The organism is Pseudomonas izuensis, from assembly GCF_002356535.2.
GTDB lineage: Bacteria > Pseudomonadota > Gammaproteobacteria > Pseudomonadales > Pseudomonadaceae > Aquipseudomonas > Aquipseudomonas izuensis.
Genome location: NZ_AP017423.2, coordinates 912,224 through 927,353, shown reverse-complemented (window position 1 = coordinate 927,353; position 15,130 = coordinate 912,224). Strand labels below are relative to the sequence as shown.

General features: G+C 59.8%; 17 protein-coding genes. 12 read left to right on the top strand and 5 right to left on the bottom strand.

Translation table 11 applies throughout. From position 1 onward, the window contains the following. The first annotated feature begins 46 nt into the window (after positions 1-46). A complete protein-coding gene (locus tag LAB08_RS04090; RefSeq protein WP_096513409.1) occupies positions 47-652 on the top strand; it encodes a hypothetical protein in 606 nt (201 codons plus the stop codon). 2 nt (positions 653-654) lie between these two features. Here LAB08_RS04090 and LAB08_RS04085 read toward each other — a convergent pair whose 3' ends face one another. After that, positions 655-1,614, bottom strand: a complete 960-nt coding sequence (locus tag LAB08_RS04085) for a MerR family transcriptional regulator (protein ID WP_096513410.1) — start codon at positions 1,612-1,614, stop codon at positions 655-657. Between the two features lie 210 nt (positions 1,615-1,824). Between LAB08_RS04085 and folM the strand changes: the two genes are divergently transcribed. The 6 genes from folM to LAB08_RS04055 all read left to right on the top strand — a co-directional run bounded on the left by folM (position 1,825) and on the right by LAB08_RS04055 (position 5,726). Continuing rightward, the gene (folM, locus tag LAB08_RS04080; protein ID WP_096513411.1) at positions 1,825-2,535 is read left to right on the top strand and encodes a dihydromonapterin reductase; all 711 of its coding nucleotides are present in this window, start codon (positions 1,825-1,827) and stop codon (positions 2,533-2,535) included. A gap of 19 nt (positions 2,536-2,554) precedes the next feature. Further along, entirely contained in the window at positions 2,555-3,133 is a 579-nt protein-coding gene (gene folE, locus LAB08_RS04075) for a GTP cyclohydrolase I FolE (protein ID WP_096513412.1), read from the top strand. Beyond that, a complete protein-coding gene (gene folX, locus LAB08_RS04070; RefSeq protein WP_096513413.1) occupies positions 3,133-3,504 on the top strand; it encodes a dihydroneopterin triphosphate 2'-epimerase in 372 nt (123 codons plus the stop codon). Before folE ends, folX begins: the two co-directional genes overlap by 1 nt. 111 nt (positions 3,505-3,615) lie before the next feature. Beyond that, entirely contained in the window at positions 3,616-3,912 is a 297-nt protein-coding gene (locus LAB08_RS04065; protein ID WP_096513414.1) for a DUF1244 domain-containing protein, read from the top strand. Further along, positions 3,905-4,243, top strand: coding sequence for a HopJ type III effector protein (locus LAB08_RS04060; RefSeq protein ID WP_096513415.1), 339 nt, complete (start codon positions 3,905-3,907; stop codon positions 4,241-4,243). Before LAB08_RS04065 ends, LAB08_RS04060 begins: the two co-directional genes overlap by 8 nt. Before the next feature lie 232 nt (positions 4,244-4,475). Beyond that, positions 4,476-5,726, top strand: coding sequence for a 2-aminoadipate transaminase (locus LAB08_RS04055; RefSeq protein ID WP_096513416.1), 1,251 nt, complete (start codon positions 4,476-4,478; stop codon positions 5,724-5,726). Positions 5,727-5,900: 174 nt separating this feature from the next. Here the strand turns inward: LAB08_RS04055 and trxB are convergent, their stop codons facing one another. Then, the gene (gene trxB / locus LAB08_RS04050; protein ID WP_096513417.1) at positions 5,901-6,857 is read right to left on the bottom strand and encodes a thioredoxin-disulfide reductase; all 957 of its coding nucleotides are present in this window, start codon (positions 6,855-6,857) and stop codon (positions 5,901-5,903) included. Positions 6,858-7,172: 315 nt separating this feature from the next. Between trxB and cysZ the strand changes: the two genes are divergently transcribed. Continuing rightward, positions 7,173-7,925, top strand: coding sequence for a sulfate transporter CysZ (cysZ, locus tag LAB08_RS04045; protein ID WP_096513418.1), 753 nt, complete (start codon positions 7,173-7,175; stop codon positions 7,923-7,925). Positions 7,926-7,979: 54 nt separating this feature from the next. Continuing rightward, entirely contained in the window at positions 7,980-9,179 is a 1,200-nt protein-coding gene (locus tag LAB08_RS04040; RefSeq protein WP_096513419.1) for a glycosyltransferase family 4 protein, read from the top strand. A gap of 117 nt (positions 9,180-9,296) precedes the next feature. Here LAB08_RS04040 and LAB08_RS04035 read toward each other — a convergent pair whose 3' ends face one another. From LAB08_RS04035 to LAB08_RS04025, 3 genes are all read right to left on the bottom strand, one after another. Further along, the gene (locus LAB08_RS04035) at positions 9,297-10,400 is read right to left on the bottom strand and encodes an NADH:flavin oxidoreductase (protein ID WP_096513420.1); all 1,104 of its coding nucleotides are present in this window, start codon (positions 10,398-10,400) and stop codon (positions 9,297-9,299) included. Positions 10,401-10,600: 200 nt separating this feature from the next. Next, the gene (locus LAB08_RS04030; RefSeq protein WP_096513421.1) at positions 10,601-11,083 is read right to left on the bottom strand and encodes a glutathione peroxidase; all 483 of its coding nucleotides are present in this window, start codon (positions 11,081-11,083) and stop codon (positions 10,601-10,603) included. A gap of 123 nt (positions 11,084-11,206) precedes the next feature. Further along, the gene (locus LAB08_RS04025; RefSeq protein WP_007942189.1) at positions 11,207-11,692 is read right to left on the bottom strand and encodes an FKBP-type peptidyl-prolyl cis-trans isomerase; all 486 of its coding nucleotides are present in this window, start codon (positions 11,690-11,692) and stop codon (positions 11,207-11,209) included. Here LAB08_RS04025 and LAB08_RS04020 point away from each other — a divergent pair. From LAB08_RS04020 to yihG, 3 genes are read left to right on the top strand one after another with little or no spacing between them, the layout of a single operon-like run. Continuing rightward, entirely contained in the window at positions 11,661-11,987 is a 327-nt protein-coding gene (locus LAB08_RS04020) for a DUF3565 domain-containing protein (protein WP_096515570.1), read from the top strand. The two genes, LAB08_RS04025 and LAB08_RS04020, sit on opposite strands and share 32 nt — an antisense overlap. A gap of 60 nt (positions 11,988-12,047) precedes the next feature. Beyond that, positions 12,048-14,147 (top strand): phosphate acetyltransferase, encoded by a 2,100-nt coding sequence (pta, locus tag LAB08_RS04015; RefSeq protein WP_096513422.1) that lies wholly within the window; start codon positions 12,048-12,050, stop codon positions 14,145-14,147. After that, on the top strand, positions 14,148-15,050 hold the full coding sequence (gene yihG, locus LAB08_RS04010; protein WP_096513423.1) for a 1-acylglycerol-3-phosphate O-acyltransferase, YihG family: 903 nt from the start codon (positions 14,148-14,150) through the stop codon (positions 15,048-15,050). Positions 15,051-15,130: the final 80 nt, after the last annotated feature.

Sequence of the window (15,130 nt, the reverse complement as noted above, 5' to 3'; positions counted from 1 at the left end):
AACTACAATCACCAATGACTTTGTAATTATTTCTTTCGAGCTAGCCATGCAACGCGACGCGCTCCTGACCCAGGATGAACTGGATTTCATTCAGAGCATGCAACACAACCCGCAACTCAATGTGCGGGACGCAACGTCGAGCCTGCTCGTCAACGGTGGTTCGCAAATCCGTGACTTGCTCACGCGCCTTGCTGCCCATGAGCAAGTCACCATTCACGCCAACTTCGAAAACCAGCAAATGACCTTCCCGCTGCATCTGGTGGAAGACGAGTTCCATGCCCTGCATCTGCGTCTGGGTGTCCCCAGCATTTATGAAGACGGGCCTCTGGTCCGGCCATGGCGCCTGGTGCTCGACGAACCCGTGGCACTGGAAAACGCCAAGGGCCAGCCTGGCACGATGTGGGTGCACGAAGTATCGTTCAAAGGGGTTTTGCTGGAAATTCACAACAAGACCAAGGCGCCGAAGCACTTTGCATTATGGTTCAGCCCGTCAGGCTACGAGCGGATTGCCTTGCGTGGCACGCTCGAGAAAGAAACCGAGAACGGCTTCTATGCCTACACACTGAGCCAGAGCGACAAGGATGAAACCGAACGCCTGCGCCAGTACATCCTGCAGCAGCACCGCTTGACCCACCCCACCCTGCATCTCTGACTTCAAGTATCCAGGTTGCCCGCCAGAAACTGTTTCAGTCGCTGGCGCATCACCGTGCCTTCGTTCCCCAGGCAGCCAATCGACGATCCGGCCAGACTGTCCTGAGCGAGATCGGACGCATCGCCAGCCAGCATCACCGGACACTCCAGGCTCATCGCCAGGCGATTCAAACGCCGTGGCAGATCAGGGGTGGGTACATGATTGGAAAACAGCACCAGCGCCTGGGGTTTGATTCGATCGCAGACCAGCGTCAATTCGTCGAACGGCTGGCCGGTGGTCAACACGCGCACGCCGGTATGTCCGCTGCTCAGGAACAGGGCGGCAACCAACAACTCAAGTTCCCGGCACTGGCCTGCCAGGGCACTGACGAGAACTCGCCTTGGTTGCTTGTCGCGGATCAACAGCAAACGCTGCAAAACCCGTGACCGCAGAAAACCGTCCAGGAACAGCCACTCACTGGTCCGGCCGAATGAGTCCTGGCGTTGCAGCAATTGTTTCCACAGCGGGACAAGGATGTCCTGGAACACCACCGGCTGGGAGTAAGTGGAAAAGATCTGTCCGTAGACCTGCTCCAGCTGAACATCGTCGAAAGCACTTACTGCAGCCTGCACTTGCTGCTGCCATTGCGCGTAGTCGGCGTGTACCAGGTCATTGGGGATGAAGTGCGACAGTGCTTCAAGCGGTGCCGCCTTGGCCAGGATCTTGCCGATCTTGCTCACCGCCACGCCGCGCTCGATCCACTCGAGGATACTGCGCACACGCTCGATATCGGCCATGGAGTACAGACGATGTCCGCTTTCGGTACGCGTGGGAACGATCAGACCGTAACGCCGTTCCCATGCGCGAAGCGTGACCGGGTTGACGCCCGTCAGCCGCGCCACTTCGCGAATGGGAAAGAGCTCTTCCCGTTCAAGAGAGAGCATAGGCGACTTAGCGGTAGCAACGTCAGTCAGGACAGGCATCAGCGGATTGGCGTCCGTGTTTTTGTTTGGATCCCATTGTACCCCTGCCGCCCCGTCATGATTCAAGACATTGATTGTTACGCAGGCCTCAGATGTCGCGAATAGAATCGCCTTCGCGAGCAGGCTCGCTCCCACAGAGGACGCTGCACCCATAGGTAGTCCGCTGTTGTCGCTGGTATAGTTTTGCTCTCACCGCGACGCGAGCCGTTCATGAATTCCTCGGTAGCCCCAATCCTTATCACCGGTGCCGGCCAGCGTGTCGGCCTGCACTGTGCGCAGCGATTGCTCGAAGACGGCCATCGCGTGATCTTCAGCTACCGCAGTGAACGTCCCGGCGTGCAAGTCCTGCGCGACCTGGGGGCGACGGCGGTGTTTGCAGACTTCTCCACCGAAGCCGGAATCTTCGCCTTCATCGGCGAACTGAAAACCCATGCCGACAGCCTGCGGGCGATTGTCCATAACGCCTCCGAGTGGCTGGCCGAAACCCCGGACACCGATGCGACGGCATTCACCCGCATGTTCAATGTGCACATGCTGGCGCCCTATCTGATCAATCTGCATTGCGCTGATCTGCTCGAACGCTCGAACCCGGCCGACATCGTCCACATCAGCGATGACGTGACCCGCAAGGGCAGCAGCCGGCACATCGGCTACTGCGCCAGCAAAGCCGGACTCGAAAACCTGACCCTGTCCTTTGCCGCCAAGTACGCGCCTGGCATCAAGGTCAACGCAATCGCCCCGGCCCTGCTAATGTTCAACCCTGATGACGACGCGGCCTACCGCGCCAAGGCGCTGGCCAAATCCGCGCTGGGCATCGAGCCGGGCAGCGAAGTGATTTACCAAAGCCTGCGTTATTTGCTCGACAACCCTTATGTCACCGGCACAACCCTGACCGTCAACGGCGGAAGGCACATCAAATAGTGCCCCGCGAGGATCTTCCATGACGCTATCCCTGCCCCGGAACGCCCTGTCCGAAAGCTATCGCGAGATCCTGATCGGCGTGGGTGAAGACCCCGACCGCGAAGGCCTGCTCGACACTCCGATGCGCGCTGCCAAAGCCATGCAGTACCTCTGCCATGGCTACGAACAGTGCGTTGAAGAAATCGTCAACGGTGCGCTGTTCGCCTCCGACAATGATGAAATGGTGATCGTCGACAACATCGAGCTCTACTCGCTCTGCGAACATCACATGCTGCCCTTCATCGGCAAGGCGCATGTGGCTTATATTCCAACGGGCAAGGTGCTGGGCCTGTCGAAGATTGCACGACTGGTGGACATGTTCGCCCGTCGCCTGCAAATCCAGGAAAACCTGACCCGGCAGATCGCCGAGGCGGTGCAAAAGGTCACCGGTGCGGCTGGCGTTGCCGTGGTCATCGAAGCCCAACACATGTGCATGATGATGCGCGGCGTCGAGAAACAGAATTCGACCATGAATACCTCGGTGATGCTCGGCGCTTTCCGCGAGTCGAGCAATACCCGCCAGGAGTTCCTGCAATTGATTGGACGGAGCAAGACGTAATGCCACAACTTCAACCAGGCATGGCACGCATTCGGGTCAAGGACCTGTGCCTGCGCACCTACATCGGCATCAATGAGGACGAAATCCTCAACAAGCAGGATGTGTTGATCAACCTGACCATCCTCTACGCGGCCCAGGACGCGGTGCGTGACAACGATATCGACCATGCCCTGAACTACCGGACCATCACCAAGGCGATCATTGCGCATGTCGAGGGCAATCGCTTTGCCCTGCTCGAACGCCTGACCCAGGAACTGCTGGACCTGGTCATGGCCAACGAGTCGGTGCTGTACGCCGAGGTCGAAGTCGACAAGCCTCACGCCCTGAGGTTTGCAGAGTCGGTGTCGATTACGCTTGCGGCAAGCCGCTAAGCTTCAAGCTTCAAGCTTCAAGCTTCAAGCTTCAAGCGGTAAGCTACAAGCCACCGAAACCCATCTTGCAGCTTGAAGCTTGTGGCTTGCAGCTGTCTCGCAGAGACCCCCATGACTGATCAAGAACGCCTCGAACTCGAAGCCGCCGCCTTTCGCCGACTGGTGGCCCACCTGGACAGCCGCAAGGATGTGCAGAACATCGACCTGATGAACCTCTCGGGTTTCTGCCGCAACTGCCTGTCCAAGTGGTACAAGGCCGCTGCCGACGAACGCCAGATCGATGTCAGCCTCGATGAAGCCCGCGAAGTGGTTTACGGCATGCCGTACGCCGAGTGGAAAGCCCAATTTCAGCAAGAAGCCAGCGCCGATCAACAAGCGGCGTTCGCCAAAGGAAAAACCCATGAGTGATTTGAATACCCTGCGCGCCAGCTTCAACAGCGGCGAACACGTTTTTGCCGATACCCTGGCGTTCATTGCCGCCGGCTACGACTATCAGCCACAGGCATTCAACAACGGCGGCGTGGAAAACGCGGCAGGGCAGAACGAAGGCTCGTGCAAGACCCTGGGTCTGGCACTGTTGGAAGGCCTGAGCGATGACGAAGCACTGCTGGCTTTCGGCGAGCATTACCGTTCGGTGCTGGCCACGCCCGAAGGCAGCGATCACGGCAATATCCGTGCGTTGATGGCCCATGGTCTGGCCGGGGTGAAATTCACCCAGCAACCGCTGACCCGCCGTTGAACCAAACCCGGCTGTGAACCTGAACCCTGCTCGCGATGGACGCAAGAACACCGCGGGGTTTCAGGTAGCCAGCGTTATCGCTGGCGATCATCGCGAGCAGGCTCGCTCCTACAGATGTTCTGCGACACATCCCCACTTTTAAGATTGACCCGGCGACTTTATTTCGTTTGCCGGCCAGCACTGCTCACGGCTTAGATAAAAAGAAGTCCTCCCACTTCCGAGCCGGTCACCCATGAGCAGCGAAACCATCAGTCAGTCGATCAACATCGTTCACCCTGTCACACTCAGCCACGGCAAAAATGCCGAAGTCTGGGACATTGACGGCAAACGCTACATCGACTTCGTCGGCGGCATCGGCGTGCTGAACCTCGGCCATTGCCATCCACGCATTGTCGCAGCCATTCAAGATCAGGCCACGCGGCTGACTCACTACGCGTTCAACGCCGCGCCTCATACGCCCTATATCGCACTCATGGATCGCCTTTCGGGCTTCATTCCGGTGAACTACCCGGTCAGCGGCATGCTCACCAACAGCGGCGCCGAAGCGGCCGAAAATGCGCTGAAGATCGTCCGTGGCGCGACCGGCCGCACGGCAGTGATTGCCTTCGACGGCGCCTTCCACGGCCGTACGCTGGCTACCCTAAATCTCAACGGCAAAGTCGCACCCTACAAGCAGAAAGTCGGCGTATTGCCGGGGCCGGTGTATCACCTGCCCTTCCCCAGCCAGGACAATGGCGTGACCTGCGCCGAAGCGCTCAAGGCCATGGAGCGCCTGTTCAGCGTCGAAATCGACATCGAAGACGTGGCCTGCTTTATTGTCGAGCCGGTGCAGGGCGAAGCGGGTTTCCTCGCCTTGGATGTGGCATTCGCCCAGGCACTGCGGCGCTTGTGTGACGAGAAAGGCATTGTGCTGATCGCCGATGAAATCCAGTCCGGTTTCGGCCGCACCGGCCAGCGCTTTGCATTCTCGCGACTGGGCATCGAGCCGGACCTGATCCTGCTCGGCAAAAGCATCGCTGGCGGCGTGCCGCTGGGGGCGGTGGTTGGACGCAAGTCGCTGCTCGACACCTTGCCCAAGGGCGGCCTGGGTGGCACCTATTCCGGCAACCCCATCGCCTGCGCCGCCGCGCTGGCGACCCTGGATGAAATGACCGATCCCCATCTGCAAGCCTGGGGCACGCAGCAGGAAGAGGCGATTGTCAGCCGTTACCAATCGTGGCGTGATCGCAACCTGTCACCGTACCTCGGGCGCTTGACCGGCGTTGGCGCGATGCGTGGGATTGAATTGGCGAACGCCGACGGTACACCTGCTCCAGCACGGCTCACGCAATTGCTGGCACTGGCGCGGGATGCAGGTTTGTTGCTGATGCCGAGCGGCAAGTCGCGGCACATCATTCGGTTGCTGGCGCCGCTGACGACCGAGGCGGCTGTGCTGGAGGAGGGTTTGGATATTCTTGAGGCGTGCCTGGCAAAACTGATTTGAACGCACAATCCCTGTAGGAGCGAGCCTGCTCGCGATGACGATTTTTCATTCAACATTGAGGTCGACTGAATCACCGTGATCGCGAGCAGGCTCGCTCCTACAACAGATTTGATCGAACATGGAATCGAGGGCACAAAAAAACCGGCCGAAGCCGGTTTTCTTGTTTCTACAGAATCAAGCGTTCTGCAGGTTGTCCAGATAACGCTCGGCATCCAGTGCCGCCATGCAACCGGCGCCAGCCGAGGTGATGGCCTGACGGTAGACGTGGTCAGCCACGTCACCCGCCGCGAAGATACCTTCGAGGTTGGTGGCCGTCGCGTTGCCGTCACGGCCGCCGTGCACAACCAGGTAGCCGTCCTTCAAGGTCAACTGGCCTTCGAACAGCGAAGTGTTCGGGGTGTGGCCGATGGCGATGAACACGCCGTCGACCTTCACTTCGTCGAAGCTGCCGTCGTTGTTCTTCAGACGCGCACCGGTCACGCCCATGTTGTCGCCCAGGACTTCGTCCAGGGTGGCGTTCAGCTTCAGGATGATCTTGCCTTCGGCAACCCGGGCATTGAGCTTGTCGATCAGGATTTTCTCGGCGCGGAAGGTTTCGCGACGGTGAATCAGGGTCACGGTGCTGGCGATGTTGGCCAGGTACAGGGCTTCCTCAACAGCGGTGTTGCCGCCGCCAACCACAGCCACTGGCTTATTGCGATAGAAGAAACCATCGCAGGTGGCGCAGGCCGAAACGCCTTTGCCCATGAAGGCTTCTTCCGACGGCAGGCCCAGGTAGCGAGCGCTGGCACCGGTGGCGATGATCAGGGCGTCGCAGGTGTAAGTCGCGCTGTCACCGATCAGGGTGTACGGCTTGGAAGCGAAGTCCACGGCATTGATGTGATCGAAGACGATCTCGGTTTCAAAGCGCTCGGCGTGCTCTTTCATGCGCTCCATCAACGCCGGGCCGGTCAGGCCGTGGACATCGCCCGGCCAGTTGTCGACTTCGGTGGTGGTGGTCAGTTGACCGCCGGCCTGCATGCCGGTGATCAAAAGTGGCTTGAGGTTGGCACGGGCGGCATAGACCGCAGCGCTGTAACCGGCAGGGCCGGAACCGAGAATAATCACTCGCGAATGACGGACTTCAGACATGACCTGCTCCTGTTGACCGGCCCGGAATTACCTGGCGCGGAACGCCGGGTTGCCGGCGGGAATAAAAAAGGACCATTGAAAGCACTTGGGGAAGGCTTGAACTCGACAGTCCTGTAAAAGAATGGGTGCAGCGTATCGAGGGGGCGAAGATTAAGGAAATACGGTTTAACAATCCAGCTCATAGGTGGTCTCTATCCCGTCGGCGCGATGAACAAGGCGCCTTTGTTACAGTTAATGTCGATACCGCTGCCGCGCTTTCGCCCGTCAGGCAAAGCCGGTAAGGTCGGCGCGTTTTCCCTCTGCTCGGAGCACGTTATGCCCGCCCCTGTACTGTCCGGCCCGCAATACCTGCGCGAAGGTCTCAAGTTGGTCTTGAGCCCAAGCCTGCGTTTGTTTGTGTTGTTGCCGCTGGCAATCAACCTGGTGCTGTTCGTCGGATTGATCTATCTGGCTGGCCATCAATTCAGCCTGTGGGTCGATTCGCTGATGCCTTCCCTGCCCGACTGGCTGAGTTTCCTCAGCTATGTGCTGTGGCCGCTGTTCGTGGTACTCGTGACATTGATGGTGTTCTTCACTTTCACGATGCTCGCCAACGTCATCGCCGCACCGTTCAACGGCTTCCTGGCGGAAAAGGTCGAAGTGGTGGTGCGCGGCACCGACGACTTCCCGGCTTTCAGCTGGGGCGAGCTGATCGCCATGATCCCGCGGACCCTGGGCCGGGAAATGCGCAAACTCGGTTACTTCCTGCCGCGGGCAATCGGGCTGTTCATCCTCTCGTTCATCCCCGTCGTGAACATCATCGCCGCGCCGCTCTGGCTACTGTTCGGTGTCTGGATGATGGCGATCCAGTACATCGACTACCCGGCGGACAACCACAAGCTGGGCTGGAACGAGATGCTCGCCTGGCTGCGGCAGAAACGCTGGCAGAGCATGAGCTTTGGCGGGATCGTGTATCTGGTGCTGCTGATTCCGGTGGTGAACATCCTGATGATGCCGGCTGCCGTGGCCGGGGCGACCTTGTTCTGGGTGCGCGAGCGTGGGGCCGAGAACCTGGTGAGCCAGCGCTGAGCCATACCCACAAAAGCGTTCATAAATCCATCATCTGACCGTCACAACGGCGACATGGCCTCAGCTGACACTGAGGTCATGACGACAGCTCTGCATATCACCCTGATCACCGAAACATTCCCTCCCGAAATCAACGGCGTGGCCAATACCCTTGGTCGCCTGTGCGACGGTTTGCGCGCGCGCGGGCATCAGGTGGAGCTGGTGCGACCGCGCCAGGGCGGTGATCCTTCGGCGGGCGGCGACGATGAATTGTTGCTGTGCCGTGGCTGGCCGCTGCCGGGCTATCCCGGCCTGCAATGGGGGCAGTCGTCGATGCACAAGCTGCTCAGACGCTGGAAACGTCACCGTCCGGATGTCCTGTACATCGCCACCGAGGGACCGCTCGGGCTGTCGGCACTGCGCGCGGCACGACGCCTGGGCATTTCGGTGGTCAGCGGCTTTCATACCAATTTTCAACAGTATTCCAGCCAGTACGGGCTCGGGTTACTGACGCGCCTGCTGACCCACTACCTGCGCTGGTTCCACAATCGCTCGACCTTGACGCTGGTACCCAGCGTCAGCCAGCGGATGGAGCTGGAGCGGCGGCATTTCGAGCGTCTGGCGCTGCTGTCTCGCGGCGTCGACAGCCAGTTGTTTCATCCGGCCAAACGTTTGAATGCGTTGCGCGAACAATGGGGACTGGGCGAGAACGACATTGCCGTCATCCATGTAGGACGTTTGGCACCGGAGAAAAATCTGGGTTTGCTCAAACGTTGTTTCGACCGGTTGAAGTCAACTTATCCACAACGCACCCTGAAGCTGATCGTGGTGGGCGACGGCCCGCAACGCCTGCTCATGGAAAGCGAAATACCCGAAGCGATTTTCTGCGGCAGCCAAAGGGGTGAGGCCCTGGCCAGTCACTATGCGTCGGGGGATGTGTTTCTGTTTCCGAGCCTGACTGAAACCTTCGGCAACGTAGTGCTCGAGGCGCTGGCCTCCGGACTTGGGGTGGTGGCTTACGATCAGGCGGCGGCGGCGCAGCATATTCGCCATGGCTACAACGGCGTGCTGGCGATGCCCGGGGACGAAGAAGCGTTCTGCGATGCGGCGGCGTGGTTGCTGGAGGAGCGCGAAACATTGCGCTGCATGCGCCTCAATGCGCGCCAGCATGCCAGTCGCCAGGGCTGGGCGGCGATTATCGAGCAGTTCGAGGGGCAGTTGCGGGGGGCTTGTGTGGGTGAGGTTGCGATCCCGAATGCACCGACCGTCCTCTGAAATCTTCGGCGATGTTGAGCCAGTCTTCGCGAGCAGGCTCGCTCCCACAGTGGATCTGCGTTAAACACAAACCCTGTGGGAGCGAGCCTGCTCGCGAAAGTATTTTCCAGTTGCTGCTTAAACCAGCGTCATCAACGCCTCACGGCTGAACGGCAGGATGTCTTCCTCGCGGCCGTCGCGCACTTTCTGTGCCCAGTCGGGGTCCACCAGCAATGCACGCCCCACCGCCACCAGGTCGAATTCATCATTGTTCAAACGTTCCAGCAGTTTTTCCAGGCTGGCCGGTTGTGCCACTTTGTCGGTGTTGACCATGAATTGCAGGAACTCGCCGTCCAGGCCGACGCTGCCCACGGTGATGGTCGGCTTGCCGGTCAGTTGGCGGGTCCAGCCGGCCAGGTTCAATTCGGAGCCGTCGAATTCCGGCTCCCAGAAACGGCGTGTCGAGCAGTGGAAAATATCCACGCCAGCGTCGGACAACGGCTTGAGGAACTCGCCCAACGCCTCGGGCGTTTGTACCAGCCGCGCGGTGTAATCCTGCTGTTTCCACTGGGAGAAGCGGAAGATGATCGGGAAGCCTTCACCGACCGCCGCACGCACCGCCTGAATCAACTCGATGGCGAAGCGCGAACGGTTGGCCAGGCTGCCGCCGTATTCGTCGGTACGCTGGTTGCTGCCTTCCCAGAAGAACTGGTCGATCAGATAGCCGTGGGCACCATGGATTTCCACGCCGTCCATGCCGATGCTCTGGGCATCCCTGGCTGCTTGGGCGAACGCGGCGATTACATCCTGAATGTCCTGCTTGCTCATGCCGTGAACCACGACATTGCCATCCTTCACTTTTTCCGACGGACCGTAGCCTGGCACGCTGGCGTCCGGCTCGGTGCCGATACGACGCACGCTGCCCACGTGCCACAACTGCGGAACGATCTTGCCGCCTTCGGCGTGTACGGCGTCGACGACTTTTTTCCAGCCGGCCAACGCGGCTTCACCGTAGAAGTGCGGCACATTCGGGTAACCGTTGGAAGCCTTGTGACCAACAGTGGTGCCTTCGGTAATGATCAAGCCTACGCCAGCCGCGGCGCGACGGCGGTAGTACTCGATCACTTTGGAATTGGGTACGCCACCCGGCGAAAACGAACGGGTCATCGGTGCCATGACGACACGGGTCGGCAGTTCGAGGGTGCCGAGGTGGAACGGTTTGAACAGGGCTTTGACGGGCATGTGAGCGCTCCACGGGAATAGACTTTATGACGGCGATAATATGGAGGTTCGCACGCGCTGAACAGCACTATTGATTTGGGTGATTAAGGGTTAAAAGCTTGTGGGAGCAAAGCTTGCTCGCGATAGCGGTCTGTCAGGCAACATCTGGGTTGAATGTGCCGACGTCATCGCGAGCAAGCATTGCTCCCACAAAGAGCGGGTCAGCTCAGGGCTTTTTCAATCGCCTGAACGACGCTTGGATCATCCGGAGCAGTACGTGGCGAGAACCGCGCCAATACGCGCCCGTCTTTACCCAGCAGGAACTTTTCGAAGTTCCACGTGATGTCACCAGGGAATTCGGCACCCTCGCCCGCCAGCAGCTTGTACAGCTGATGACGTTCGTGACCATTGACGTCCAGCTTGCTGGACAACGGGAAGGTCACGCCATAGTTGAGGCTGCAAAACGCCTGAATCTCTTGCTCGGAACCAGGCTCCTGCCCGGCAAATTGATTGCACGGCAGGCCCAGCACGCTGAAACCCTTGCCCTTGTATTGCTGGTACAGGTTTTCAAGCGCCGCGTACTGTGGGGTCAAGCCGCATTTGGAGGCAACGTTGACCACCAGCACGACGTGCCCCTTGAAAGGCGCCAGAGGTAGCGCCTGACCATTCAGGGCTGTCAAATTAAGGTCGTGAAAAGCACTCATGACGTACTCCAGATTCCCGTGTTCTTCTCGAAACAGCCACTTGGCGGTGTCGCCTCGGACAGCCGCAGACTAAAAAGGCGCCCTCAGGGCGCCTCTCCAGTTATCTGAGCTTAGCGCAGAAAATCAGTGGTGATGGCCACCTTCGCCATGGACGTGGCCATGGGCGATTTCTTCCTGGCTTGCATCACGGATAGCAACGATCTTGACCTGGAAGTTCAGGCGCTGACCGGCCAACGGGTGGTTGCCGTCAACGGTAACGTCGTCGCCGTCCAGGTCGCGAATGGTCACGATCTGCATCTGGCCGTCCGGAGCGGAAGCGTGGAACTGCATGCCCACTTCCAGCTCGTCGACGCCTTCGAACATGCTGCGGCTCAGGGTGCTGACCAGTTCGGCCGCGTACTCGCCGTAGGCATCTTCAGGTTCAACGGCTACGGTCAGCTCGTCGCCGACTGCTTTGCCTTCCAGGGCCTTTTCCAGGCCCGGGATGATGTTGCCTGCGCCTTGCAGGTAGACCAGCGGCGCGCCGCCGGCGGAGCTGTCGATGACCTCACCAGCGTCGTTGGTCAGGGTATAGTCGATGGAGACAGCCTTATTGGCGGCGATCAGCATGGGGCGAGACCTTTTGCAAAAGAATGATGAAAGACCCAGTTTAGCGAAGCAATCGCCCGAAAGCGAACACAACCCGGACAGACGGGGTGCGACGATCACAGGCTTTCATCAGGACGAAGACGGCCACTGGGTGGCCGAACTTTCCTGCGGCCATACCCAACACCTGCGCCATCAGCCGCCCTGGCAATCCCGGGCCTGGGTCATGGACCCTTTGCAGCGCCATGAAAAAATAGGCCAACCCTTTGATTGCGGTTGGTGCGCACAAGGCTCGGTTAGCGATAACCTTGGCGACTGAATTTCGGTGGTCGCCCCGTCCTGGGCCGTCACCCTTGCCATGCACCTCCAGAGAATCCGCATGCAAACTTTTTTTATCGCTCCCACCGACTTTGGTGTGGGCCTGACCTCCATCAGCCTGGGGCTGGTGCGTACCCTCGAGCGGGCCGGCCTCAAGGTCGGCTTTTTCAAACCGATTGCCCAGCCGCATCCGGGTGATACGGGACCTGAGCGCTCCACCGAACTGGTGGCCCGCACCCACGGCCTGAAACCACCGCAACCGCTGGGCCTGGCCCATGTCGAGCGGATGCTCGGCGATGGTCAGCTGGATGAGTTGCTCGAAGAAATCATCACCCTCTATCAGCAGGCTGCCATCGGCAAGGATGTGCTGATCGTCGAGGGAATGGTGCCGACCCGCAGCGCCAGTTACGCCGCACGGGTCAACCTGCACCTGGCCAAGAGCCTCGATGCCGAAGTGATCCTGGTGTCGGCACCGGAAAACGAAGTGCTGACCGAATTGTCCGGCCGTGTGGAGTTGCAGGCGCAATTGTTCGGCGGTCCGAAAGATCCGAAAGTCCTCGGTGTGATCCTCAACAAGGTCAAGACCGAGGAGAGCATGGAGGCTTTCGCTGCACGCCTGAACGAGCATTCGCCACTGTTGCGCAGTGGCGATTTCCGTCTGCTGGGCTGTATCCCGTTTCAGCCGGAACTGAACGCCCCGCGCACACGCGACGTCGCCGATCTGATGGGCGCCCAGGTACTCAACGCCGGCGACTATGAAACCCGGCGCATGACCAAAATCATCATTTGCGCGCGCACCATGCGCAACACCGTGGAGCTGCTCAAGCCTGGCGTACTGGTGGTGACCCCCGGCGATCGCGACGACATCATCCTCGCCGTGAGCCTCGCGGCCATGAACGGCGTGCCCCTGGCCGGCCTGCTGCTGACCAGTGACACCCTGCCCGACCCGCGCATCATGGACCTCTGCCGTGGCGCCTTGCAGGCCGGCCTGCCGGTGCTGTCGGTGAGCACGGGCTCCTACGACACCGCCAACCAGTTGAACGGCCTGAACAAGGAAATCCCGATCGACGACCGCGAGCGCGCGGAGATCATCACCGATTTCGTCGCCAGCCATCTGGATGCCAACTGGCTGCACCAGCGCTGCGGCACGCCACGGGAAATGCGCCTGTCGCCAGCGGTGTTCCGCTATCAGCTGATCCAGCGCGCACAGACCGCCAACAAGCGCATCGTCCTGCCCGAAGGCAGCGAGCCATTGACCGTACAGGCGGCGGCGATCTGCCAGGCCCGTGGCATTGCCCGCTGCGTTCTGCTGGCCAAACCGGCCGACGTCGAAGCTGTCGCCCGCGCCCAGGGCATCGAACTGCCACCGGGGCTGGAGATTCTCGATCCGGACCTGATCCGCGAGCGCTACGTCGAGCCGATGGTGAAGCTGCGCAAGAGCAAAAGCCTCAACGCACCAATGGCCGAGCAACAACTGGAAGACACCGTGGTGATCGGCACCATGATGCTGGCGCTGGATGAAGTCGACGGCCTGGTATCGGGCGTCATTCACTCCACCGCCAACACCATCCGCCCGGCCCTCCAGCTGATTAAAACGGCGCCGGGCTGCACCCTGGTGTCGTCGGTATTCTTCATGCTGTTTCCGGAAGAAGTGCTGGTCTACGGCGACTGCGTGATGAACCCGCACCCAAGTGCCAGCGAACTGGCGGAGATTGCCCTGCAAAGCGCGGACTCGGCGGCGGCATTCGGTATCACGCCACGGGTGGCGATGATCAGTTACTCCAGCGGTGAGTCGGCCAGTGGCGAAGAAGTCGAGAAGGTGCGTGAGGCGACCTTGCTCGCCCATGAACAGCAACACTCGCTGCTGATTGACGGCCCGTTGCAATACGACGCCGCCGCCAACGAAACCGTGGCCCGGCAACTCGCACCGAACAGTCAGGTGGCCGGTCGCGCCACGGTGTTCGTGTTCCCGGACCTCAACACCGGCAACACCACCCACAAAGCCGTGCAGCGCAGCGCCGACTGCGTCAGCCTCGGACCGATGCTGCAAGGCCTGCGCAAACCGGTGAACGATTTGCCGCGCGGTGCGCAGGTCGATGACATCGTCTACACCATCGCCTTGACCGCGATTCAGGCAGCCAACCGACCCATGGATGTTTAAATGCTGGATTTTCTCCCTGCCCCCGTGCGCGGCGTGATCGCCGCGCTGCTGTTGGCGCTGAATACGATTTTGCTCTGCTCGTTTCTGTTCTGTGTGGCGCTGGTCAAGGTATTGCCGTTCGCCGCCACCCAACGTCTGGCACTCTGGTTGATGAGCCATACCCATGAAGCCTGGATCAGTCTCAACAAGGGCTGGATGAATCTGGTCCGCCGAACGCGCTGGCACATCACCGGCCTGCAAGGCCTCGACTATCAGCACTCGTACCTGATCACCAGCAACCACCAGAGCTGGGTTGATATTCTGGTGCTGCAATACGTGCTCAATCGGCGCATCCAGCCGTTGAAGTTCTTTCTCAAGCAAGAACTGATCTGGGTGCCGGTGATTGGACTGGCGTGGTGGGCACTCGGCTTTCCGTTCATGAAACGCTACTCCAAGGCGTATCTGGAAAAGCACCCGGAGAAGAAAGGCAAGGACCTGGAAACCACCCGCAAGACCTGCGCAAAGTTCCGCAATAACCCGGTCGGTATTTTCAACTTCGTTGAAGGCACACGCTTCACCGAAGGCAAGCATGCCCGGCAACAGTCACCGTTCAAATATCTGCTCAAACCCAAGGCCGGTGGCATTGCATTTGTGCTGGATGCGATGGGCGAGCAGCTGGAATCGATCGTCAACGTGACCCTCCATTATCCGGCGGGTCGTCCCGGCTTCTGGGACCTGCTGTGCGGGAATGTGAGGGATGTGGTGGTGCATTTTCAGGAACTGAACATTCCGCCGCAGTTCATCGGCAAGAACTATGACCAGGATGGCGAGTACCGCTTGCAGTTCCAGGGTTGGATCAACCAGTTGTGGCAGGACAAGGATGCGTTGTTGGGGCAGATGCATCGGGAGTATCCCGCAAAGTAACTCAGTGAATGTTCCGGCCCTATCGCTGGCAAGCCAGCTCCCACAGTGATCTTCAGTGAACACAAATATTGTGTACGGCG